This window comes from Roseomonas sp. 18066, from assembly GCF_902706185.1.
Lineage (GTDB): Bacteria > Pseudomonadota > Alphaproteobacteria > Acetobacterales > Acetobacteraceae > Pseudoroseomonas.
Genome location: NZ_CACSJM010000112.1, coordinates 1 through 21943, shown reverse-complemented (window position 1 = coordinate 21943; position 21943 = coordinate 1). Strand labels below are relative to the sequence as shown.

At 71.2% G+C, this 21943-nt stretch carries 20 protein-coding genes; 9 read left to right on the top strand and 11 right to left on the bottom strand.

Annotated features, from left to right (window positions below; all coding sequences use genetic code 11):
- Positions 1–40: 40 nt before the first annotated feature.
- Both GVN67_RS20595 and GVN67_RS20590 read left to right on the top strand, forming a co-directional pair.
- A complete protein-coding gene (locus tag GVN67_RS20595; RefSeq protein ID WP_159999209.1) occupies positions 41–2086 on the top strand; it encodes a calcium-binding protein in 2046 nt (681 codons plus the stop codon).
- Positions 2087–2373: 287 nt separating this feature from the next.
- Complete coding sequence (locus tag GVN67_RS20590; RefSeq protein WP_159999208.1) at positions 2374–3276, top strand: GNAT family N-acetyltransferase; 903 nt, start codon at positions 2374–2376, stop codon at positions 3274–3276.
- A gap of 60 nt (positions 3277–3336) precedes the next feature.
- Here GVN67_RS20590 and GVN67_RS20585 read toward each other — a convergent pair whose 3' ends face one another.
- Entirely contained in the window at positions 3337–4287 is a 951-nt protein-coding gene (locus GVN67_RS20585; protein WP_159999207.1) for a Hint domain-containing protein, read from the bottom strand.
- Between the two features lie 555 nt (positions 4288–4842).
- On the opposite strand from GVN67_RS20585, the gene GVN67_RS20580 reads away from it, so the two are divergent.
- The 4 genes from GVN67_RS20580 (at position 4843) to GVN67_RS20565 (ending at position 9497) form a co-directional block, all read left to right on the top strand.
- Positions 4843–5592, top strand: a complete 750-nt coding sequence (locus tag GVN67_RS20580; RefSeq protein WP_159999206.1) for a response regulator transcription factor — start codon at positions 4843–4845, stop codon at positions 5590–5592.
- Positions 5593–5712: 120 nt separating this feature from the next.
- Positions 5713–7515: a sensor histidine kinase gene (locus GVN67_RS20575; protein ID WP_159999205.1), complete on the top strand. Its 1803-nt coding sequence runs from the start codon at positions 5713–5715 to the stop codon at positions 7513–7515.
- 87 nt (positions 7516–7602) lie between these two features.
- Positions 7603–8859, top strand: coding sequence for an alpha-hydroxy-acid oxidizing protein (locus tag GVN67_RS20570; RefSeq protein WP_159999204.1), 1257 nt, complete (start codon positions 7603–7605; stop codon positions 8857–8859).
- Positions 8860–8885: 26 nt separating this feature from the next.
- Positions 8886–9497, top strand: coding sequence for a LysE family translocator (locus tag GVN67_RS20565; protein ID WP_159999203.1), 612 nt, complete (start codon positions 8886–8888; stop codon positions 9495–9497).
- Between the two features lie 40 nt (positions 9498–9537).
- Here GVN67_RS20565 and GVN67_RS20560 read toward each other — a convergent pair whose 3' ends face one another.
- The 4 genes from GVN67_RS20560 to GVN67_RS20545 all read right to left on the bottom strand — a co-directional run bounded on the left by GVN67_RS20560 (position 9538) and on the right by GVN67_RS20545 (position 13791).
- Positions 9538–11043, bottom strand: coding sequence for a tripartite tricarboxylate transporter permease (locus GVN67_RS20560; RefSeq protein WP_159999202.1), 1506 nt, complete (start codon positions 11041–11043; stop codon positions 9538–9540).
- A 12-nt stretch (positions 11044–11055) separates the two neighbouring features.
- Positions 11056–11580 (bottom strand): tripartite tricarboxylate transporter TctB family protein, encoded by a 525-nt coding sequence (locus GVN67_RS20555; RefSeq protein WP_159999201.1) that lies wholly within the window; start codon positions 11578–11580, stop codon positions 11056–11058.
- Between the two features lie 25 nt (positions 11581–11605).
- Entirely contained in the window at positions 11606–12619 is a 1014-nt protein-coding gene (locus GVN67_RS20550; RefSeq protein ID WP_159999200.1) for a tripartite tricarboxylate transporter substrate binding protein, read from the bottom strand.
- Positions 12620–12711: 92 nt separating this feature from the next.
- Positions 12712–13791, bottom strand: a complete 1080-nt coding sequence (locus GVN67_RS20545) for a 4-hydroxythreonine-4-phosphate dehydrogenase PdxA (protein WP_235035399.1) — start codon at positions 13789–13791, stop codon at positions 12712–12714.
- 168 nt (positions 13792–13959) lie between these two features.
- On the opposite strand from GVN67_RS20545, the gene GVN67_RS20540 reads away from it, so the two are divergent.
- Entirely contained in the window at positions 13960–14658 is a 699-nt protein-coding gene (locus GVN67_RS20540) for a GntR family transcriptional regulator (RefSeq protein WP_159999199.1), read from the top strand.
- Positions 14659–14704: 46 nt separating this feature from the next.
- Positions 14705–16072, top strand: a complete 1368-nt coding sequence (locus GVN67_RS20535) for a hypothetical protein (RefSeq protein WP_159999198.1) — start codon at positions 14705–14707, stop codon at positions 16070–16072.
- 248 nt (positions 16073–16320) lie between these two features.
- Here GVN67_RS20535 and GVN67_RS20530 read toward each other — a convergent pair whose 3' ends face one another.
- Positions 16321–17133 carry an NAD-dependent protein deacetylase gene (locus tag GVN67_RS20530; RefSeq protein ID WP_159999197.1) on the bottom strand — a complete coding sequence of 271 codons (813 nt, stop codon included), beginning with the start codon at positions 17131–17133 and terminating at the stop codon, positions 16321–16323.
- A gap of 105 nt (positions 17134–17238) precedes the next feature.
- On the opposite strand from GVN67_RS20530, the gene GVN67_RS20525 reads away from it, so the two are divergent.
- The gene (locus GVN67_RS20525) at positions 17239–18381 is read left to right on the top strand and encodes a M20 family metallopeptidase (RefSeq protein ID WP_159999196.1); all 1143 of its coding nucleotides are present in this window, start codon (positions 17239–17241) and stop codon (positions 18379–18381) included.
- A gap of 16 nt (positions 18382–18397) precedes the next feature.
- Here the strand turns inward: GVN67_RS20525 and GVN67_RS20520 are convergent, their stop codons facing one another.
- The 5 genes from GVN67_RS20520 to GVN67_RS20500 all read right to left on the bottom strand — a co-directional run.
- The gene (locus tag GVN67_RS20520) at positions 18398–19315 is read right to left on the bottom strand and encodes a homocysteine S-methyltransferase family protein (protein ID WP_159999195.1); all 918 of its coding nucleotides are present in this window, start codon (positions 19313–19315) and stop codon (positions 18398–18400) included.
- Position 19316: 1 nt separating this feature from the next.
- Positions 19317–19982, bottom strand: coding sequence for a GntR family transcriptional regulator (locus GVN67_RS20515; protein WP_159999194.1), 666 nt, complete (start codon positions 19980–19982; stop codon positions 19317–19319).
- A 7-nt stretch (positions 19983–19989) separates the two neighbouring features.
- Positions 19990–20778, bottom strand: a complete 789-nt coding sequence (locus GVN67_RS20510; RefSeq protein ID WP_159999193.1) for an ABC transporter ATP-binding protein — start codon at positions 20776–20778, stop codon at positions 19990–19992.
- A complete protein-coding gene (locus GVN67_RS20505) occupies positions 20775–21464 on the bottom strand; it encodes an ABC transporter permease (protein ID WP_159999192.1) in 690 nt (229 codons plus the stop codon). The genes GVN67_RS20510 and GVN67_RS20505 overlap by 4 nt, the downstream gene beginning before the upstream one ends.
- An 11-nt stretch (positions 21465–21475) precedes the next feature.
- Positions 21476–21943 (bottom strand): ABC transporter permease subunit (locus tag GVN67_RS20500; protein WP_159999191.1); only part of this gene is annotated, 468 nt, incomplete at its 5' end.

The following is a 21943-nucleotide window of genomic DNA, read 5'->3' as shown; positions in this document are numbered from 1 at the left end:
CGGCATACGAGATAGGAGTCCGTCTCGGGGGCTCGGAGAGGTGTATAAGAGACAGACCACCAAGAGCATCACCAGCGGCTCGGGCCGCGACACCATGGTGGGCACCGACGGCAACGACCTGCTGACCGGCAATGGCGGCGACACCATGTCCGGCGGCAAGGGCGACGACACCTATATGGTGAACTCGGCCAATGACGTCGTCGTCGAGAAGGCCGGCCAGGGCATCGACACCGTCAGCACCTGGCTCGACAGCTATGTCCTGCCCGAGAATGTCGAGAACCTGACGCTGACCGGCACCGGCTGGAGCACCGGCACCGGCAATGCGCTGGCCAACCGCATCATCGGCAATGACTCGGCCAATATCCTGAACGGAAAGGGCGGCAATGACGTCCTGACCGGCAATGGCGGCAACGACACCTTCGTCATCGCCAAGGGCGAGGGCAACGACACCATCACCGACTTCAAGGCGGGTGTCGGCGCCGGCGACGTCATCAAGCTGGACGGCTTCGCCTTCAAGGACTTCGCGGCCGTCAAGGCGGCGGCGAGCCAGTCGGGCAGCAATGTCGTCATCAACCTGGGCAGCAGCCAGACCCTGACGCTGAAGGGCGTGCAGCTGTCGGCGCTCGCCGCCGACGACTTCTCCCTGGTCAATGTCAGCGGCGGCACCACCACCCCGCCCGTCGTGACGCCCCCCGTCGTGACGCCGCCTGTCGTCACCCCGCCCGTCGTCACCCCGCCTGTCGTCGTGACGCCGCCCGCGACGGGGGCTGCCACCAGCCTGACGGTCGGCGGCGCCACCACCAAGTCCTTCTGGAGCGGCGCCGGCGCCGACAAGATGACCGGCACCGACGGCAACGACCTGATGACCGGCAGCGGTGGCGACACCATGACCGGCGGCAAGGGCGACGACACCTATGTGATCAACTCGCTGTCCGACAAGATCGTCGAGAAGGCCGGCGAGGGCGTCGACACCGTCACCACCTGGATCGACGGCTACGTGCTGCCGGACAACGTCGAGAACTTCATCCTGACCGGCAACGGCTGGAACTCGGCGACCGGCAACAGCCTGGGCAACCGCATCACCGGCAACGACTCGCAGAACGTCATCAACGGGCGCGGCGGCAACGACCTGCTGACCGGGATGGGCGGCAACGACACCTTCGTCATCGCCAAGGGCGAGGGCAATGATGTCATCACCGACTTCAAGGCGGGCACCGGCGCCGGCGACGTGCTGAAGCTTGACGGTTTCGGCTTCGCCAGCTTCGCCGCGGTGAAGGCGGCGACGGCGCAGTCGGGCAACGACCTGGTGATCAACCTGGGCGACAGCCAGACGGTCACGCTGCAGAACGTCAAGCTGGCCAGCTTCGTCGCCGACGATGTCAGCCTGGTCAACATCAAGGCCGGCGCCATCATCGCGCCGACCACGCCGGTGACGCCGACGACCCCGGTGACGCCAACCACCCCCGCCACCTCGCCGACCAGCCTGGCGGTCAGCGGCGCCACCACCAAGTCCTTCTGGAGCGGCGCCGGCGCCGACACCATGACCGGCACGGACGGCAACGACCTGATCACCGGCAGCGGCGGCGACACCATGTCGGGCGGCAAGGGCGACGACACCTACGTGGTCAACTCGCTCTCCGACAAGATCGTCGAGAAGGCCGGCGAGGGCGTCGACACCGTCACCACCTGGATCCACGGCTACGTCCTGCCGGACAACGTCGAGAACTTCATCCTCACCGGCAATGGCTGGAACTCGGCGACGGGCAACAGCCTCGGCAACCGCATCGTCGGCAATGACTCGGCCAATGTGATCGACGGCCGCGGCGGCGCCGACCTGCTGACCGGCAATGGCGGCAATGACACCTTCGTCATCGCCAAGGGCCAGGCCGGCGACGTCATCACCGACTTCCAGCTGCACAATGGCGGCGCCAATGGCGACCTGCTGCAGCTGAAGGGCTTCGGTGCCGGCGCCACGCTGACCAATGACGGCAATCTCTTCACCATCCATGCCGCCGACGGCTCGACCGAGCACCTGACGCTGCTGGGCGTCACCAAGCTGGCGGCGGCCGACTACGTCTTCGTCTGATCGAAGGCCGCGGCAACGATCGGGGGCCGGCCGGGGAGACCCGGCCGGCCCTTTCTTGCTGACGGCCACGGCCAAGTTGCGGGCTGAGATCACGCAGTTTCGCAGCATTCCTCGCGCGAGCGGCGTTGATCCGGGACCCTGTGCTGGCCTAGATATATCCCTCGCACGGAGCATGCCGCGGGCGGTCCTCGCCAACGCGGCCTCAAGGGGGAATGATGCTGCAGCAGGTCTCGCTTACCGGACCGTCCGCACCGCCCAGAGTTACCCCCGATCCGCTCAATCCAACCGTGTTTCACGAAGACTGGTGGCTGCAGGCGATGGCCGGCGACAGCCTGCAGGAGGTGACCGTCTCCAGCGGCGGGCGCGTGGTCGGCCGGCTGCCCTTCTCGCTGCGCCGCCGCCCGGGCGGGCGCACCGTCTGCGAGATGCCGGTGCTGACGCATTTCCTCGGCCCCGCCATCGATGCCGGCAGCGGCAGCGCCGCCAACCGCGCGCTGAAGCAGGCGCAGATCACCCGCGAGCTGCTGCAGCAGCTGCCGCGCACCGGCGGCTTCCAGCAGCGCATGCATCGCGGCGTCGAGGAGGTGATGTCCTTCCAGGAGAACGGCTTCGCCGCTTCCGTGGATTTCACCTTCGAGCTGCATCCGGCGGAAGAGGAATTTCTCTGGAAGGGAATGCGCGACAAGACGCGCAACATGATCCGCCGGGCGCGCACCCTCTACACCGTCGAGGCCATCGACGATGCCGAGAGGTTCGCCGCCCTCTATGCCGGCAATCTTCGGGCGCGGGGCGAGGATTCCTACTATCCGCCGGCCGAGATCATCCGCCTGGTCGGCACCGCGCAGGCGCGCGACCAGGGCCGCGTGCTGGCGGCGCGGGCGGCCGATGGCAGCCTGGTGGCCGCCATCTTCTATGTCTGGGACCGGCAGAGCGCCTATTACCTGCTGAGCACCCGCCTGCCTGATTCGGACAACAGCGCCGTCAGCCTGCTGCTGTGGGAGGCGATCTGCCACACCAATGCCGAGGGTCGCATCTTCGACTTCGACGGCGTGTCGTCGCAGGGCAACCGGGTCTTCTTCACCGGCTTCGGCGGCGTCATCCGGCCGCGCTACGTGGTGACGCGGCAGACCGCGCTGTATCGCCTGGCCGACATGGTGACGCGCCGCTGCAAGGCCTTGCTGCGGCGCTGATCGATCGGATGCGGCAGGGCTTGGGTGCCCCGGCCCTTGACGGGCCGGGGCGTTTCGCCGTCAGGCGGCGCGCAGCATGGCGATGCGGGCGGCGAGCATGTCGCGCAGCGCCCGGGGAAGCTGGCGCGGCGATTTGACCCGCGGCATCGTCAGCTCGCCGGTCGGCTCGGCCACCTCGCCGAAGCGGGCGACGAAGTCGGCATGGTTGTCGAAGCGCGAGCGGGTGACGTTGTCGACGAAGGTTTCCGCCGCCACGCCCTCGGCCAGGATCAGCGCGTGATCCTCCAGCTCGACATGGTAGTAGGTGAATTGCGGCGCCGGCTTGGCGACCTGGCGGATGGTCACGCCATTGACCAGGGCGCCCGCCTGCACCAGGCAGCCATCCAGCATCAGGGCATGGTCGGGCGAGACGAACAGGTCGCGCAGCGGCAGGTTCTCGCCCAGCGCGCCGGCCTCGATCTGGATCGGATAGTTCTTGTCCTTGTCGGTGAAGACCGAGGCCATGCGCTGCAGCCCGATCCAGCGCACCGGGCGCGTCTCGCCGGTGGTGGTCAGCACCATGTCACCGGCGCGCAGCGTTTCGACGGCGACCTCGCCATCGGGCGTCGCCACCAGCGTGCCCTCGAGGAAGCAGACCGGGCCGGCGGTGGTCAGGTTCCACTGCGTCGACAGATTGATGGAGCTCTGCGGCAGCAGCTGGACGCTGAGGCCCTGGCTCGGCGTGCCGGCGGGCAGATAGACATTGTACAGCAGGCTGCCCACCGTCGAACCGGCGAAGCCCACGACATTGCCGTTCTGGTCTTCGACCGTCCCGAGATAGGTGTGGCTGACGTTGGTGTTGGCCAGGCCTTCATTCGCACGGAAGACATCGTTGTTGACGTCGCCAAGGATGGTGCCCGTCTCGCCGGCCTGCGCGCCGGTGTCGGTCACCGTGCGGTCGGTCGCCACGGGAATGCCGAGCTGCGCCAGCTGCAGCACGTTGAGCGTGGTGTAGACGTCGTAAAGCGCCATGTTGACTTCCCCGGATCACGCGGACTGCTCTGTCCGAACCTCTTCAAACTCCGGGGCCGGGGCATGAAAGTCATGTCGCAAGGGGTATGAATTTGCTTCCCGCGTAAAACGACATTGTCAGGCTGTAACGATGACCGGCGGTTGATGATGGCGCGCGCCGGAAATCCCGTGCCGCGCGGGGATCTCCCCGGGGAGTCCGGAATTCTTTCGCTCAGCACAAGGAAGTTTCGTGAATCGCGGCGGAAATGGCACGCCATGCCCGGCTTTTTGACCGCAGCGCAGCATTGCGCGGAGGCGAGCATCAGCCCGACATTTTCCGACAGAAGGGGCGCGTTGGGAGACTTTACACGTATTGCTTGTGCAACCTATGAGTAAGTCGCCAGGAAATATTGGAGTGTCTGAGGGGATGCACCGCAGAACATGTCAATGGCCCGGCTCAAGCCGGGAAAATCCTTTTATCTTGGGTTTATCGACGATGGTCGATGCGCTGCCGAAAACCCGACAGTCATCAGCATCGTTTCTTGTCAGTGCCATTCAGGCACGGAGGATCCTCGCATGAACCTCGATCCGGCGAGCCCGCTCTCCGGACCGCGCGGTCGCCAGACCACCGGCGAGCGCGCCGCCGACCAGCTGCCCGCCATCCTGATCGTCGATGACGAGGCCGACTGGGCGGAAGAGCTGTCCGCCACCGTCCGCCGCTACGGCTTCGACGTCGTCATCGCCGACAACTGGGCCGCCATGATGACGGAGCTGGCGCGGCAGCAGCCGGCGGCCATCCTGCTCGACCAGCACCTGGGCAGCGTCGACACCATCCAGCGCCTGGCGCAGCTGCGCGCCGTGACCCGTGCCGCCATCATCATGGTTGCCGCCAGCAGCGACGAGGTCGACCGCATCCTCGGCCTCGAGACCGGCGCCGACGACTTCCTGGCCAAGCCGGTCAGCGGGCGCGAGGTGGTGGCCCGGCTGCGCGCCCGGCTGCGCGACGCCCGCCCGCAGGGCACCGCCGCGCCGCGCTGGCAGTTCAGCGAAGGCCGCCGCGCGCTGATCCGCCCCGACGGCGCCGCCGTGCCGCTGACCTCGGCGGAATTCGAGCTGATGCTGGCGCTGGTGCATGGCCAGGGCGCGACCCAGTCGCGCGAGAAGCTGACGCAGCTCGCCTTCGGCCGCGACTGGCGCTTCGGCGACCGCTCGGTCGACAATTCCATCGCCGGGCTGCGCCGCAAGCTCGGCATCGAGGAAGGCGACGGCTGCATCCGCACCGTGCGCGGCGCCGGCTATGTCTTCATCGGCTTCGATCGGCACTGATCGGCCTGGTCGGGAAAATTCCCCCGATCGACACCCTGGTCGGGAAAATCCCGACGTCGGAAAATTGTTTCGCTCCCGGGCCGGCGTGGTGAAAAACTCACCCGCGGCAGGAGGAAGCCCATGACATCAGGCGTGCTGAGCGCCCTGGCCGCCGGCTGGCGGGCGCAGGGGGGCGGCGCCTTGCGCTGGCTGCGGCCGCTCGGGCTCGCCGCTGCGCTGGCCGCCACCGGCGCCGTGCTGCAATGGCCGCGGCTGCGCGCCGAGGCGCTGGCCGCCGACCGCCAGGCGCTGGCCACCGCCGGCCGCATCATCCAGCGCGAGGTCGCCGCCGGCCAGCGCGAGGCGTTGCTGATGGCCCGCCTCGGCCAGCTGGCGGAGCTCGACCCGGCGGCGCCGATCGCCGCTGCCGTGCTCGGCGGCGCGCCGCGGCTGCTCTGGCGGCAGGGCCGGCTGCTGCTCGAGCTGCCGCGCTTCCCCGAGGCGCCGCTGCGCCTGCCGCTCGACCTGGCCGAGGCGCTGCCGCCCGACACCCCGCCGCTGCTGCTGCGGCTGGACGACGCCACCGTGCTGCGGCTCGGGCCCGACGGCGTGGCGGTCGAGGATGCCGGCTTCGACCCCGGCGAGGCGCTGCCTGGCCCGGGCCAGAGCCTGCTGGGCCTGGCCGCCCCCACCCCGCCGCCGTTCGGGCGCCTGCTGGGCCAGGCGGCGCTGCTGCTGGCGCTGCTGCTCGGCTTCCACCTGCTGTGGCGGCGCTGGGCCCGGCAGCGGCTGCGCGCCCGCGGCGCCGTGGCGCTGCTGGAGGGGCTGCCCGCCGCCGCCTATGCCGGGCGGCTGCAGCCCAGCGGCGAATTCGCCGTGCAGCAGGTGGCGGCGCGGCTGCAGCAGCTGACCGGCTTCTCCGACCAGGAGATGCGCCAGCCCGGCTTCTGGGCCAGCCGGATCGACGCCGCCGACCAGACCCGGCTGGCCCCGTTCCGCGCCCGGCTGATGGCCGAGGGCCAGGCCTCGGTCGAATACCGCTTCCGCCGCGCCGACGGCCAGCGGCTGTGGCTGCGCAGCCGGGCGGCGCGGCTGGGCGAGGGCGCCGGGCCGGGGCCGGTGGTCGGGCTGGTCGACGACATCTCGGCCGAGCGCGCCCAGGCCGACCAGGTCCAGGCCGCCTCGCGCCTGGCCGCGCTGGGGCGGATGCATGCGGTGCTGGCGCATGAGCTGGCGCATCCGCTCAGCATCATCCTGCTCGCGGCGGAGAATGCGCTGGAGGATTACGCGCTGGAGGATGGCGCGGCGCTGGAGGGGCTGGTGCTGCGGCTGCGGCGCATCCGCCAGCAGGCGCAGCGCGCCCGCACCACCATCGAGACGCTGCGCGCCTTCACCCAGGGGCAGCCGCCGCCGGCGTCGCCGGTGGCGCTGCGCCCGGCGATGGAGGGCGCGCTGGCGCAGGCGCAGACGCTGCTGGAGGCGGCGCGGATCACCGTCGAGCAGGACTGGCCCGAGGCGCTGCCGGACGCCCTGGCGCATCCGCTGCTGCTGGAGCAGGTGCTGGTCAACCTGCTGCGCAATGCCTGCGACGCCATGCGCGACGCCGCGCCGCCGCGCCGCCGGCTGCGCATCACCGCGGTGGCGCCGCCCGGCGGCCGGCTGCAGCTGTGCCTGCGCGACTTCGGCCATGGCGTGGATGCCGGGGCGGCGCCGCATCTTTTCACCCCCTTCTTCACCACCCGCCGCGATGGCGAGGGCATGGGGCTGGGCCTGGCGCTGAGCCGCGCCCTGCTGCGGGCCTTCGGCGGGCAGCTGACCTTGCGCGGCCTGCCGGACGGGGCGCAGGCGGTGCTGCGGCTGCGCCCGGCGCCCGCCTCGGGAGCGCCCGCCTCGGCAGCGCCCTCCGGTACCCGCGCCGAAATCCCCTCCGAAGCGGCGCCATGACAAAGCCGTGGCCCGGCCGCCCAGCCCGGTTCCGCTGAGGCGCCGGCCGCGGCAGACTGGCGGCAGCAACCGTCGCGGGGCCAGGCCATGCGCATCACCGGCCGCCAGCGCCAGGCGGCGATCTTCACGAGTGGCTTCGCCGGCCGCGCGCCCGCCATTCCGGTCGCGCCCGATGCGCTGGAAGCCGCCGCCCTGAAGAAGATGGGGCGCCGCGCCGCCGGCTATGTGGCGGGGGGCGCCGGGCTGGAGCGCAGCATGGCGGCCAACCGCGCCGCCTTCGACCGCTGGCGCCTGCTGCCGCGCCAGCTGCGCGACGTGTCGCAGCGCGACCTGTCGGTCGAGCTCTTCGGCCGCCGCCTGCCGCTGCCCTTCCTGCTGGCGCCGGTCGGCGTGCTGGAGCTGGCGCATCGCGATGCCGACCCCGCCGCCGCCCGCGCCGCCGCCGCCGCCGGGATTCCCTTCGTCACCTCCTCCCAGGCCTCGCGCAGCCTGGAGGACATCGCCGGCGCCGGCGGGCCGCGCTGGTTCCAGCTCTACTGGTCGTCGCGCGACGCGCTGACCAGGAGCTTCGTCGAGCGGGCCGAGGCCGCCGGCTACGAGGCCATCGTGGTGACGCTGGACACCACCCAGATCGGCTGGCGCCCGCGCGACCTGGCGACCGGCTACCTGCCCTTCCTGCGCGGCCGCGGCCTGGCGAACTACCTGTCCGACCCGGTGTTCCGCGCCATGGCCTTCGAGGACCAGACGCAGGGCGAGCGTCCGCCGGTCGGGCTGGGCGCCCTGCCCTCCCTGCTGGAGCTGCTGCGCCACTTCCCCGGGCCGCTGCGCAGCCCCGCCGATCTGAAGCGCGCCATCCTGTCGATCCGCCGCTTCATCGCCGTCTATTCCCGCCCCGACCTCGACTGGGACGACCTGCCCTTCCTGCGCCGCTGCACCCGGCTGCCGATCCTGCTGAAGGGCATCCTGCACCCCGAGGATGCGGCGCGGGCGCTGCAGGCCGGGATGGACGGCATCATCGTCTCCAACCATGGCGGGCGGCAGGTGGATGGGGCGGTGGCCGCGCTGGACGCGCTGCCGGCGGTGGTGGCGCAGGTGGGCGGCCAGGTGCCGGTGCTGTTCGACAGCGGGCTGCGCACGGGCGCCGACATGCTGAAGGCGCTGGCGCTGGGGGCGCGGGCGGTGCTGCTGGGCCGGCCCTATGTCTATGGCCTGGCGCTGGGCGGCGAGGCCGGGGTGGCGGCGGTGATCGCGAACCTGGCCGCCGAGCTCGACCTGACCATGGCGCTGTGCGGCCAGCGCGACCTCGGCGCGCTCGACCCTGGCCTGCTGCAGCGCGCCCCCTGACCCGGCCCAAGCCTGACGGAGCGACCATGCCTGTCTCCAGCCTGCTGGTCTTCGCCACCGCCTATGCCGCGGCGCTGCTGCTGCCGGGCCCCGGGGTGACCGCCCTGGTCGCCCGCGTGCTGGCGCGCGGCCCGCAGGGCGTGTTGTTCTACATTGCCGGCTTCATCGGCGGCGCGCTGGCCTGGTTCACCATCGCGGCCACCGGCCTCGCCGCCCTGGCCCAGGGCTTCGCTGACCTGTTCCTGGCGATCCGCTATGCCGGGGCGGCCTATCTGCTGTGGCTGGCGGTGAAGTTCTGGCGGGCGCCGGCGCTGCCCGGCGCCGGCGTCGACCGCTCGCCCGAAGGTGCCGCGCGGCTGTTCCTGGCCGGGCTGGCGCTCAACCTGGGCAATCCGAAGGTGATCCTGTTCTTCCTGGCGCTGCTGCCCGGCGTGGTGCCGCTGGAGCGGCTGACGCCCGCCGGCTTCCTTCAGCTGGCCGGGCTGATCGTGCTGATCGCCGGCAGCGTGCTGGCCGGCTATGCCGTGCTGGCGGCGCGGGCGCGGCGGCTGTTCGCGACACCGCGGGCGATGCGGCTGCTGAACCGCGGCAGCAGCCTGGCCATGGCCGGCGCCGCCGCCTCGGTCGCGCGCGGCTGAGCGCCACGGAAAAGGGGGGCCGCAGCCCCCCTTCGATGCCTCAGCCCGCCGCCGCCGGGCGGCGCAGCCGGCGCAGCGCCAGGCTGGCCAGCGGCCAGAGCAGCAGCGCCAGGGCCAGCGTGGCGATGCCGCCCACCAGCGGATTGGCCCAGAAGATGCCGAAGGAGCCGTGGCTGATGATCATCGACTGGCGGAAGGCATCCTCCGCCTTGTCGCCGATGACCATGGCCAGGACCAGCGGCGCGATCGGATAGTCCAGCTTCTTCATGCCCCAGCCGACCACGCCGAAGACCAGCATCAGCCACAGGTCGAAGCCGGCGCTGGCCACCGACCAGGCGCTGATGGTGCAGACCACGACGATCAGCGGCGCGACGATGGTGAAGGGCAGCCGCAGGATGGCGGCGAAGAGCGGCACGGTGGCCAGCACCAGCACCACGGCGACGATGTTCGACAGATACATCGAGGCGATCATGCCCCAGACGAAGTCGCGCTGCTCGATGAACAGCATCGGCCCGGGGTTGAGGCCCCAGATCATCAGCCCGCCCAGCATGACGGCCGCGGTGGCCGAGCCGGGGATGCCCAGCGCCAGCATCGGCAGCATCGCCGCGGTGCCGGCGGCATGGTCGGCGGTCTCCGGCGAGACCACGCCCTCGGCCTCGCCCGTGCCGAACTTGTGGCCGTTGCGGGAGAAGCGGCGGGCCAGGCCATAGGACATGAAGGAGGCTGCGGTCGGCCCGCCCGGGGTGATGCCCATCCAGATGCCGATGGCCGCCGAGCGCAGCAGCGCCACCCATTGGCGCGGCAGGTCGCGGGCGGCGGCCAGCACGCGCCGCGGCGACAGCGTGGTGGCGACCGGGCGGAACTCGAGAGAATCCTCCATGGTCAGCAGCAGCTCGCCGATGCCGAAGAGGCCGATGACCACGACCAGGAAGCTGACGCCGCGGATCAGCTCCGGCATGTCGAAGGTCAGCCGCATGCCGCCGGAGACGATGTCCATCCCGACGGTCGCCAGCGCGAAGCCGGTGACGATGGACACCACCGTCTTCATCGGCGCCCCGCCACCGAAAGCCACGAAGGAGGCGAAGGCCAGGAAGTAGACGGCGAAATACTCGGGGGGCGCGAAACGAAGGGCGAAGCTCGTCACGAAGCCCGAGAGCAGCGTGATCACCACGATGCCGACGAAGGCGCCGAAGCCGGCCGAGAGGAAGGCGGTGGTCAGCGCCTCGGTGGCCTTGCCCTGGCGCGCCATCGGATGGCCGTCGAAGGTGGTGGCCACCGAGGAGGGCTCGCCCGGGATATTGAACAGGATCGAGGTGGTCGAGCCGCCGAACAGCGCGCCCCAATAGGTGCTGGTCAGCAGGATGATGGCCGAGACCGGATCCATGGTGAAGGTCAGCGGCAGCAGCAGCGTCACGCCATTCGGCGCGCCGAGGCCGGGCAGCACGCCGACCAGGATGCCCAGCAGCACGCCGCCGATCATCAGGGCGATGTGCTGGAAGCTGATGGCGACGGAGAAGCCGTGCATCAGCGCTTCGAGGTTTTCCATCGCGCGCGCTCCTCAGGCCAGGCCCAGCCAGGCCTCGATCGGACCCTTCGGCAGCGGCAGCATGAACCAGTATTCGAAGGCGACCCAGTTGAAGAGGATCGCCGACACCGCGGTGATCACCGCCGCCTTCAGCCCATGGCCGTGCCACATCACCATGCCGAACAGGTAGATCCCCATGGCGAGGTAGAGGCCGAGCGGCACCGCCAGCGCCACCAGCGCCGCGATCGGCAGCAGGAAGGCGGCCGATTGCTGCGCGGCCTTGCGGCCCAGCATCACCTGCGCGCCCAGCACCTCGGACTTGCGCAGCGCCTGGATGGCGATGACCACCGCCGCCAGCATGGCGACCAGGCCGAGCCAGAAGGGCAGCGTGCCGGCCTGCGGCCCGTCCTCGCCCCAGCCCACCTCATGCTCCAGCGCGCCCCAGATCACCGTGGCGCCGAAGCCCAGCACCACCAGGGCGCCGATCAGCTCCAGCACCAGGCGGGACAGCAGGGGGGCGTCGCCCCCCGGCTGCGCCGCGCCGCTTTCCTGCGCCATGCCGTCTCTCCCCGCCGCGACCGGATCAGTTCACCAGCCAGCCGAGATCCTGGAACAGGGCGCGCGAGGCGGCCTCCTCCTGGGTCATCAGCGCGCGCATCTCCTCGGCGCCCAGGAAGCGGGCGGTCTGCAGGGTGCGCTCGGTGAACTCCTTCCACTCGGGTGTGTCGAAGACCTTCTTCATCACCTCGGCGTAGTAGGCGGCGACGTTCTCGGGCACGCGCGGCGGCAGGAAGACGGTGCGCGGCATCCGGTACTCGGTGATGTTGATGCCCTGCTCGGCGCAGGTCGGGATGTCGCCCCAGCCGACGCCGTTATGCACCGGGGCCGAGGCCGGCAGGCGCTGCGGCGCGAAGATGCAGACCGGGCGGACCTGGCCGCCGCGCCAGCCGCCGATGCTCTCCGACGGATTGTTCACGTTGGAATGGATATGGCCGCCGGCCAGCTGCACGCCGACCTCGGCGCCGCCGCGGAAGGGGACATAGGTGAAGCGGATGCCGATGGCGCGCTCGACCATGCGGGCCAGGATCTCGTCGGTGTCCTTCGACTGCGAGCCGCCCATGCGGAACTCGGAGGCCTGGCCGGCACGCAGCGCGGCCACGTATTCGGCGGCCGTCTTGTAGGGCGAATCCGCCTTCACCCAGATGGCGAACTCGTCGAAGGCCATGGCCGCGACCGGCGTCAGGTCGGAGGGCTTCCACGCCACCTTGGCGACCAGCGGCAGCAGCCATTCATTATTGGTGCCGAAGATCAGCTTGTGCGGGTCGCGCTCCGCCAGGCGGCCATAGACGAAGCCCTCGGCGCCCGAGCCGCCGCCCTTGTTGGAGACGATCACCGAGACCGGCAGCAGCTCATACTTGGCGATGATCGACTGCACGGTGCGGGCGAAGGTGTCGGTGCCGCCGCCGGGGCCGGAGGAGACGACGAACTCGACCGGCTTGCTCGGCTTCCAGGCGGCCTGGGCATAAGCGGGCAGGCTGGTGGCGGCGGTGGCGGCAAGGCCCAGGGCAGCGCCGAGCGCTGCGGCGGAAAGACGCATGGTTTCGTTCCTCGATGCGGTGATGGCGGGGCTCTTGAGGACCCCTGAGCAACCCGTGGCGGCCCAACCGGGCCGCCACCCAGACAGAAAAATCAGGCGGCCATGGCGGCGCGGACGGAGAGCAGGCTGCCCCCGGCATCCGGCTGGCGGCGGCGCTGTGCGGCGCCCATGCGGGCGGCCAGCAGCAGCGCGTTGCGGGTCGCGCCCGGATGCGCCTTGCCCTGGCCCGCGATGTCATAGGCGGTGCCATGCGCCGGGGTGCAGATCGGGAAGGGGAAGCCGCCCATCAGGGTGACGCCCTCCTCGAAGCCGATCAGCTTCATGGCGATCTGGCCCTGGTCGTGGAACATGGTCAGCACCGCGTCGTAATCGCCGCGGCGGGCGCGGACGAAGACGGTGTCGGACGGGAAAGGCCCGTCGCAGACGATGCCGCGACGCTTGGCCTCCTCGACGGCGGGGCCGATCACGTCGATCTCCTCGCGGCCGAAATTGCCGCCATCGCCGGCATGCGGGTTCAGCGCGGCGACCGCGATGCGCGGCGTCTCCAGGCCGGAATCGCGCAGCGACTGGCTGGTCAGCTGCAGATTGCCGAGGATGGCGTCGAAGGTGATCAGCGGCGCCACGCCCGACAGCGGCACATGCGAGGTCACGCGGGCGTTCCACAGGCCCGGCAGCACGTTGAACTCCTTGGCCGCGCCCTTGAAGCCGATGAAATTGGCGGTGAAGGAGATCTCGTCGTCATAGCCCGGCACATGCAGCCGCATCGCCGCCTTGTTGAAGGGCGTGAAGCTGACGGCATCCGCATGGCCCTGCATGGCCAGCGCCAGGGCGTAGCGGAAATTCTCGGCGGCGAAGCGGCCGCCGGGCTCGCTGATCTGGCCGCGCGGGATGCTGGTCGGGTCGAGCGTGCCGAGGTCGATGAAGACCGGCGTCGACAGGTCCCGCGGCAGCGGCGCCTCGGCGGCGATGGTGGTGATCCGCGGCGTCACGCCGGCGATGCGGGCACCCTCGTCCAGCACGCGGCGGTCGCCGATGACGATCAGCCCGGCAGCGTCCAGCACGGCCGGGTCGGCCAGCATGCGCGCGGTGAGCTCGGGGCTGATGCCGGCCGGGTCGCCCATGGCGAGCGCGATCACGGGCGCGTGGGTGGGGGCGCGGAGGCTCTCGGCCATGGATGTTTCTCCCTCGATCGCGGCCTGTCGGGCCGCCGTTGCTTATTCTGTGCTCTGTATGCAGAATAACCGCAAGAGGGTTTCTGCCATTTGCGGCAGGGCCACAGCTTTGGAACCGCTCCCCTTTTTGCTGGGCGGAAAAAGTCGAGAAGCGGACAATCGGATCCCATGAGCAGCAGCACCGCGACCGCGACCCCCCGCCCGATCGACAGCCTTCCCGCCGGCCTGCCGATCGCGCGCCAGACGCTGCACGACCAGGTGGTGACCCGGCTGCGCGACATGGTGACCGAAGGGCGGCTGGCGCCCGGCCAGCGGGTGAACGAGGTGGCGCTCTGCACCGGGCTCGGCGTCTCCCGCACGCCGCTGCGCGAGGCGCTGAAGACGCTGGCCGGCGAAGGCCTGCTGGAGCTGGTCCCCGCCCGCGGCGCCATCGTCCGCAGCTTCACCGACAAGGATGTCGCCGATTGCATGATGGTGCTGAAGGCGCTGGAGCAGCTGGCCGGCCGGCTGCTGTGCCAGGTGGCCAGCGACGCCGCCATCACCGGCATCCTGGCGCTGCATGCCGAGATGCAGGCGCGCTACGTCGTCCGCGACCGCCTGCCCTATTTCAAGCTCAACCAGGCGATCCACAGCAGCATCGTCGCCGCCGCCGACAACGCGCCGCTGGCCCGCGCGCATGAGGCGCTGCAGGCGCAGATGAAGCGGATCCGCTTCATCGGCCACGAAGGCCCGGAGAAATGGGCCGCCGCCATGGACGAGCATGAGGAGATGGCCGTCGCGCTGGCGCAGCGCGACGGCGAAGCCCTGGCCGAGGTGATCGGCCGCCACCACGACCGCGGCCTGGCGCGCATCCGCGACGTCATCTGACGCGCCTGCGCCGCCGCACAAGAAAATCCCGGGAGTACGCCAAGAAATGCAGTTCCAGACCCTGTTCCAGCCGGCCATCGACAAGCCGGTGCGCGCCGCACTCCTCGGCGCCGGCGAGTTCGGCCTGTCGCTGGTGGCCCAGGCGCGGCGGATGCGGGGGCTGCAGATCACCGCCGCCTTCGACCTGGACCCCGCCCGCGTCGCCACGGCGCTGACGCTGATGGCGGTCGACCACCGCCGCTGCGCCAGCCGCGCCGAGGCCGAGGCGGCGCTTGCCGCCGGCGCCCTGGCCATCTGCGAGCGCCTCGACGACTTGCTGGCCCTGCCGCTCGACATGGTGGTGGAAGCGACCGGCCATGCCGAGGCCGGCGCCCGCCACGCCGAGGCGGCCATCGCCGCCGGCATCGGCGTCGCCATGGTCAGCAAGGAGACCGAATGCGTCGTCGGGCCCCTGCTGGCGCAGCGCGCCCGCCAGGCCGGCGTGCCCTACACGCTGGTCGATGGCGACCAGCCCTCGCTGCTGATCGGCCTGGTGTCCTGGGCGCGGCTGCTCGGGTTGCCGATCGTCGCCGCCGGCAAGAGCAGCGAATACGACTTCGTCATCGATCCGAAGACCGAGGAGGTCGCCTGGCTCGACGAGCGCGTCACCGCCGCCGGCATGATGGACCACTGGCACCTGGGCGACGACCGCGCCGCGACGGTGGCCAAGCGCGAGAAGCTCCTGTCCAGCCTCCCCCTCCGCACCGTTCCCGATTCCTGCGAGATGGCGCTGGTGGCGAATGCCACCGGCATCCTGCCCGACCGCGACAGCTTCCACGCGCCGCTGGCCCGCACCGTCGAGCTGCCCGACCTCTATGCGCCAACCAGCGCCGGCGGCCTGCTCAGCGGCGCCGGCAAGCTCGACGTCTTCAACGTGCTGCGCCGCCCCGACGAGAGCAGCTTCGCCGGCGGCGTCTTCGTCGTCGTCGAGCTGGCCGACACCCAGACCGGCCGCCTTTTCGCCGGCAAGGGCATCCCTGTCTCCGCCGACCGGCAGCGCGCGCTGATCTACAACCCGTCGCACCTGCTGGGCGTCGAGGCGCCGGTCTCGATCCTCGCCGGCGGGCGGCTGAACCATTCGATCCTCGGCCCCGACTACGCGCTGCGCGTCGACCTGCTGGCCCGCGCCGACCGCGACCTGCCGGCGGGCCATGTGCTGGCCATCGAAGGCACCCGCCACGCCGTGCCCGGCATCGAGCCGCTGCTGCGCCCCGCCGTGGCCGACGGCCCGTCCAGCCCCCTGCCCTACTACATGGCCGTCGGCCGGTCCCTTACGCGCGCCGTGCCGGCCGGGACGGTGCTGACCTTCGACATGGTCGAGGCGCCGGCCGACAGCACGCTGTGGCGGCTTCGGGCGGAGCAGAAGGTCGGCTGAAGAGAAGACAGGGGCAGGCCAGGGGAATGAATTCCCCTGGACCCCTTCTTTTTTCTGTCAGATTGCCATGTCCACGCGACAACAGTACGTGAAATGGCCAGTTCTCAGCACGACCTTTGAGGTCGTGCTGTTTTCATATGCGGCGCCCCGCCGTGATGCCCGGGCGACGTTACCGTTGAAGCGCAGGTCCCCCCACGGCCGGTGATCAGAAAAAAGATGGGGGTTCGGGGGAATTCATTCCCCCGACCTTATTCCAACAAAAACTTCAAAGCCGCTTCGCTTTCTTCCTCGACCTTCATCGAGAAAAGAGCGTCCCCCCGCGTCTTCCCGATGTTGACGGCTCCGATGGGTTTCCCCGCGGCGGCGGCCGCTTCGACGAAGCGGAATCCGGAGCGCACCATCAGCGACGAGCCGATCACCAGGACCGCGTCGGCGGCTTCCAGATGGGCGAAGGCGGTCTCGACCCGGTGGCGGGGCACGCTTTCGCCGTAGAAGACCACGTCGGGCTTCTGGATGCCGCCGCAGACGGGACAGGGCGGGACGGCGAAGCTGGAGAAGTCGACGTCTTCCAGCTCGGCGTCGCCGTCCGGGGCGCGGCTGGCGACGAGCTCGGCCCAGCCGGGGTTGCGTTGGGCCAGCTCGGCCTGGAAGGCGGCGCGCGGCAGGCGGCGCTCGCAATGCATGCAGCGCACCAGGTCCAGGCGGCCGTGCAGGTCGATCACCTGGGTGCTGCCGGCGGCCTGGTGCAGGCGGTCGACATTCTGGGTGACCAGCACCTCGGCGCCGCCGCGGGCCTCCAGGCGGGCCAGCGCGCGGTGGGCGCCGTTGGGGCGGATGCCGCCCATCTGGCCCCAGCCCACCAGGCTGCGCGCCCAGTAGCGCTGGCGGGTGGCCTCGGCCTTCATGAAGGCCTGGTAGGTCACCGGCTGCGGCCGCTTCCACTGGCCGTCATCGTCGCGGTAGTCGGGCAGGCCCGAGGGGGTGCTGACGCCGGCCCCGGTCAGGAGGAAGAGCCGCTTGTGGCGGTCGATGAAATCCTGCAGCGCGGCCGTTTCGGTCATGCGGGTCACATGTGGCGCCGGGGGCCGCAAGTCCAGATGGGTGGCTTGCCCCGCAGCGCAGCCCGGCGCATTGGTCGGGGGTCGCAGACCCGGAGCCGTGCCCAGATGACGCTTGCCAACGAACCGCCTTTCGACACCCAGGCCCTGCTGGAGGAAATCCGCAGCTGGGTCGAGATCGAGAGCCCGAGCCGCGACGCCGACGCCGTCAACCGCGCCATGGACCTGGCCCAGGCGACCGCCGCCGGCGCCGGCGCCAGGGTCGAGCGCATCCCGGGCAGCGAGGGCCGCGGCGACCACCTGCTGATCACCTCGCCCTGGGGCGACGAGACGACGCCGGGGGTGCTGCTGCTCAGCCACCTGGACACGGTGCATGCCATCGGCACGCTGGCCGGCCCGGCGCCGTTCAAGGTCGAGGGCGATGTGGCCTGGGGCCCGGGCATCTACGACATGAAGGGCGGCGCGCTGATCGCGCTGGCGGCGCTGCGCCACCTGATCGCCACCGGCCAGACCACGCCGCTGCCGATCCGCCACCTGATCGTCTCCGACGAGGAGATCGGCAGCGGCACCGGCCGCGCCCATATCGAGCGCGAGGCCCGTCGCGCCCGCTTCGTCCTGGTCACCGAGCCGGCGCGCGAGGGCGGCCGCATCGTCACCGGGCGCAAGGGCACGGCGATGTTCCGGCTCGAGGTGAAGGGCCGCGCCGCCCATGCCGGCACCCGCCACCAGGATGGCCGCAGCGCGGTGAAGGAGCTCGCCCGGCAGATCCTGGCGATCGAGGCGATGACCGACTACGCGACCGGCCTGACGCTGAATGTCGGCACCATCGGCGGCGGCAGCGGCACCAATGTCGTCCCCCAGGAGGCCTGGGCGAATATTGACATGCGGGTGCCGAACCAGGCGATCGCCGAGGCCGCCATCGCCCGGCTGCAGGCGCTGACCCCGCATGACCCGGATGTGACGCTGACGGTAACGGGCGCGCTGAACCGCCCGGGCTTCGAGAAGACGCCGGCCATCGCGCAGCTGCTGGCGCATGCCCAGGGGCTGGCGGCCGAGATCGGCTTCGACCTGCAGGACCTGTCGACCGGCGGCGGCTCGGACGGCAACTTCACCGCGGCGATGGGCGTGCCGACGCTCGATGGCCTGGGCGTGGACGGCAAGGCCGCCCATACCCATGACGAGCAGCTCTACATCTCGTCCATTGTCCCGCGCGCCATGCTGCTGCTGCGGCTGATGCAGACGCTGGACTGAAGGCCTGCCGCCGGGGTCAGCCCGGCGGCACCGCCTCGGCCTTCAGCGCCGGGCGGATGGCGCAGAGATGCTCCGGCCCGATGCCGCAGCAGCCGCCCAAGATCCGCGCGCCACGCCGCGCCCAATCGGCCGCCCAGGCGCCATAGGCCGGCGGGTCGAGGTCGGCACGCAGCGTCGCCACCCCGGCATTGGCCTGGGCCAGCTTCTGCCGCGGCGAGCCGAAAGCATTGGCATAGACGCCGACGGGGATGTCGGCCCCGGCCAGCGTGGCGATGGCGGCGTCGACCGCCGCGCCCATCAGCTCCGGCCGGTTGCAGTTGAACAGGATGGCGCTGGCGCCGGCGGCCTGCACCGCGGCGACCGCCTCGGTCACCAGCTCGCCCGAGCGCAGCAGCGGGCGGCCTTCCGCGTCGGTCTCCTCGCCCAGGGTGAAGGAGACCCAGAGCGGCAGGCCCGAGCCTTCGACGACGCGGGCGGCGGCCAGCGCCTCGGCGATGGCGCTCTGCGTCTCGGCCAGCCAGTGGTCGACATGCGGGCGCAGGGCCTCGACCAGCACCCGCAGGATCTCTGGCGCGCGGGCGGGCTCGAACAGGTCGGGGCGGTAGGAGCCGAAGGGCGGCGGCAGCGAGCCGGCGACCCGCACCTCGTGCGGCGCCTCGTTCGCGGCCTGCCGCGCCAGCGCGCCGGACAGCGCGGCCAGCCGGGCGCCGTCGGCGGCGAAGCGGTCCTCGCCGATATGGAAGGGCACCACGGCGTAGGAATTGGTGGTGATCACCTCGGCGCCGGCGGCGACGAACTGCCGATGCGCTTCCAGCACCGCCTCCGGCGCCTCCATTAGCGCCAGGGCCGACCATTCGGGCTGGCGGAAGGGCGCGCCCATGCGGGACAGCTGGCGGCCCATGCCGCCATCCAGCAGCAGGATTTCCGGGGTCATCTCAGGCTTCCTTCGAACCCCCGGCCAGGAGCGCGAAGCCCTCGAGGTCCTGCCGCAGGCTGGTGGCGATATGGGCGCGGGTGGCGGCCTCGGCGGCCTCCGGGGTGCCGGCGGTCAGCGCGGCATGCAGCACGGCATGGTCCTCGACCAGCCGGGTGCGCTGCGGCCAGTGCCGCTCCGACCAGCGGTAGAGCCATTCCATCTTGTCCGACAGGGCGCGGTGGCCGCGGATCAGGTGGCCATGGCCGGTGGCCTCGACGACGGCGCGGTGATAGCCGAGATCGGCGGCCAGCCGCGCCTCGAGGTCGCCCTGCCCGGCGGCGGCCAGCCGGTCGAAGGCCGGCTGCAGCCGCGCGCGGTCCGGGCGCGCGGCGAAGAGGCGCGCCGCCAGCTCCTCCAGCGCGCCGCGCAGCGTGTAGACCTCGGCGATCACCGCGGCGTCGAGCGGCACCACATGCCAGCGGGAATAGGGCAGCCGCCCGACCAGCTCCGCCGCCTCCAGCGCGAAGAGCGCCGAGCGCACGGTGCCGCGCCCCACCTCCATGCGCTGCGACAGCGCCGTCTCGGTCAGGGTGGCGGCGGGTGGCAGGCGGCCCTGCAGGATCTCCTGGCGCAGCCAGTCGGTGGCCTCGTCCTGCAGGCTGCGGCGCGCGATCGGGCCCGGCATGCCGGCCTCAGCGGTTGCGGTCGAAATGGCTGGAGACGAAGGCGCGGGCGCGGTCGGAGCGGGGGTCGAGGAAGACCTGCGCCGGCGGCCCCTCCTCCTCGACGCGGCCCTGGTGCAGGAAGACCGCCTTGTTGCAGACCTCGCGGGCGAAGCCCATCTCGTGGGTGACGATGATCATGGTGCGGCCTTCCTCGGCCAGCGCCCGGATCACCTTCAGCACCTCGCCCACCAGCTCGGGGTCCAGCGCGCTGGTCGGCTCGTCGAACAGCAGCGCGCGCGGCTGCAGGGCGAGCGCGCGGGCGATGGCGACGCGCTGCTGCTGGCCGCCCGACAGATGCGCCGGCCAGGCGTCGCGCTTCTCGGCCAGCCCCACCTTCTCCAGCAGCGCCTCGGCCTCGGCGATGCATTCGGCCTTCGGGCGGCGCTGCACATGCACCGGCGCCTCGATCAGGTTCTGCAGCACGGTGCGGTGCGGCCAGAGGTTGAAGCTCTGGAAGACGAAGCCGAGGCGCGAGCGCATCCGCTGCACCGCCGCCTGCTGGGCGCGGTCCAGCTTCTGCTGGCCGTCGCGCAGCGCGATGCGCTCGCCGGCGGCGAAGACCTCGCCGGCCTGCGGCACCTCCAGCATCGGGATGCAGCGCAGCAGCGTGCTCTTGCCGGAGCCGCTGGCGCCGATCAGCGCGATGACGTCGCCATCCTGCGCGGACAGGTCGATGCCGCGCAGCACCTCCTGCTCGCCGAAGCGCTTGCGGATGCCGCGCAGCGCGATGGCGGGCTCGCGGGTCGCGGCGCTCATGCGCGGTTCCCCGCCAGCCAGGGCGACAGCCGCGTCTCCAGCAGGCGCAGGCCGCGGGTGATCAGCAGGGTCGAGATCAGGTAGAGCACCGCCGCGCACAGAAAGATCTCGATGGCGCGGTAGGTGGCGGAAACCTCGGCGCGGGCGATGCCGGTGACCTCCATCAGGGTGACCGTGCTGGCCAGGGCGGTGGACTTGAACATCGAGATGACCTCGTTGCTATAGGCCGGCAGGGCCTGGCGAATGGCGATCGGCAGGGTGATGCGGCGCAGCCGGGTCAGGCGCGACATGCCGCAGGCCTCGGCCGCCTCCACCGCGCCGCGCGGCACGGCGCGGAAGCCGCCGCGCAGGATTTCCGAGGTATAGGCGGCATCGTTCAGCACCAGCGCCAGCAGCGCGCACCAATAGGGCTCGCGCAGGAAGGGCCAGAGGAAGCTCTCCCGCACCGCCGGGAAATTCCCCAGCCCATAATAGATCAGGAAGATCTGGATCAGCAGCGGCGAGCCACGAAACAGAAAAACGTAGGCATCGGCGAGGCGGGCGCCGAGCCAGCCGCTGGCCCGCGCCATGTTCAGCAGCAGCGCCAGCACGCCGCCGCCGGCCAGCGACAGCACCGCCAGGTTCACCGTCAGCGGGAAGCCGGCCAGCAGCTTCTGCAGGGTCTCGCTCAGGAAGGCGACGTCCACGATGCTGCCTTTCAGAGCCGGGCCAGGGCCTGGCCGCGCTGCGACCAGAGCTCGACGCCCTTGAAGACCAGGCCGGAGATCGAGGTGATCACCAGATAGACCACGGCGCCGGCGGCGAAGAAGAAGAAGGGCATCTCGGTGGAGCCGGCGGCAACGGTGACCTGGCGCATGGTCTCGACCAGGCCGGTGACCGAGACCAGGGCCGATTCCTTGATCACCGACTGCCACTGGTTGCCCAGGCCCGGGATGGCGGTGGACAGCGCCTGCGGCGCGATGATGCGGCGGAACATCAGGAAGCGGCGCATGCCGACGACGCGCGCCGCCTCCAGCGAGCCGGTCGGGATGGCGTGGTAGGCGCCGCGGAACACCTCGGCCTGGCCGGCGCCGGAGATCAGCCCGATGGCGATGGCGCCGGCGGCGAAGCCGCTGATGTCGAAGGGCCCGGGCAGCCCGAGCAGCCCGCCCGCCCAGGCCACCAC

Bases quoted from the DNA above. Each gene is read 5' to 3' on its own strand.
- GVN67_RS20570 (WP_159999204.1), top strand. From the start codon at position 7,603: ATGCGCATCACCGGCCGCCAGCGCCAGGCGGCGATCTTCACGAGTGGC.
- GVN67_RS20525 (WP_159999196.1), top strand. From the start codon at position 17,239: ATGACGCTTGCCAACGAACCGCCTTTCGACACCCAGGCCCTGCTGGAG.
- GVN67_RS20555 (WP_159999201.1), bottom strand. From the start codon at position 11,580: ATGGCGCAGGAAAGCGGCGCGGCGCAGCCGGGGGGCGACGCCCCCCTG.
- GVN67_RS20580 (WP_159999206.1), top strand. From the start codon at position 4,843: ATGAACCTCGATCCGGCGAGCCCGCTCTCCGGACCGCGCGGTCGCCAG.
- GVN67_RS20545 (WP_235035399.1), bottom strand. From the start codon at position 13,791: ATGGCCGAGAGCCTCCGCGCCCCCACCCACGCGCCCGTGATCGCGCTC.
- GVN67_RS20560 (WP_159999202.1), bottom strand. From the start codon at position 11,043: ATGGAAAACCTCGAAGCGCTGATGCACGGCTTCTCCGTCGCCATCAGC.
- GVN67_RS20565 (WP_159999203.1), top strand. From the start codon at position 8,886: ATGCCTGTCTCCAGCCTGCTGGTCTTCGCCACCGCCTATGCCGCGGCG.
- GVN67_RS20535 (WP_159999198.1), top strand. From the start codon at position 14,705: ATGCAGTTCCAGACCCTGTTCCAGCCGGCCATCGACAAGCCGGTGCGC.
- GVN67_RS20550 (WP_159999200.1), bottom strand. From the start codon at position 12,619: ATGCGTCTTTCCGCCGCAGCGCTCGGCGCTGCCCTGGGCCTTGCCGCC.
- GVN67_RS20585 (WP_159999207.1), bottom strand. From the start codon at position 4,287: ATGGCGCTTTACGACGTCTACACCACGCTCAACGTGCTGCAGCTGGCG.
- GVN67_RS20520 (WP_159999195.1), bottom strand. From the start codon at position 19,315: ATGACCCCGGAAATCCTGCTGCTGGATGGCGGCATGGGCCGCCAGCTG.
- GVN67_RS20510 (WP_159999193.1), bottom strand. From the start codon at position 20,778: ATGAGCGCCGCGACCCGCGAGCCCGCCATCGCGCTGCGCGGCATCCGC.
- GVN67_RS20575 (WP_159999205.1), top strand. From the start codon at position 5,713: ATGACATCAGGCGTGCTGAGCGCCCTGGCCGCCGGCTGGCGGGCGCAG.
- GVN67_RS20540 (WP_159999199.1), top strand. From the start codon at position 13,960: ATGAGCAGCAGCACCGCGACCGCGACCCCCCGCCCGATCGACAGCCTT.
- GVN67_RS20530 (WP_159999197.1), bottom strand. From the start codon at position 17,133: ATGACCGAAACGGCCGCGCTGCAGGATTTCATCGACCGCCACAAGCGG.
- GVN67_RS20515 (WP_159999194.1), bottom strand. From the start codon at position 19,982: ATGCCGGGCCCGATCGCGCGCCGCAGCCTGCAGGACGAGGCCACCGAC.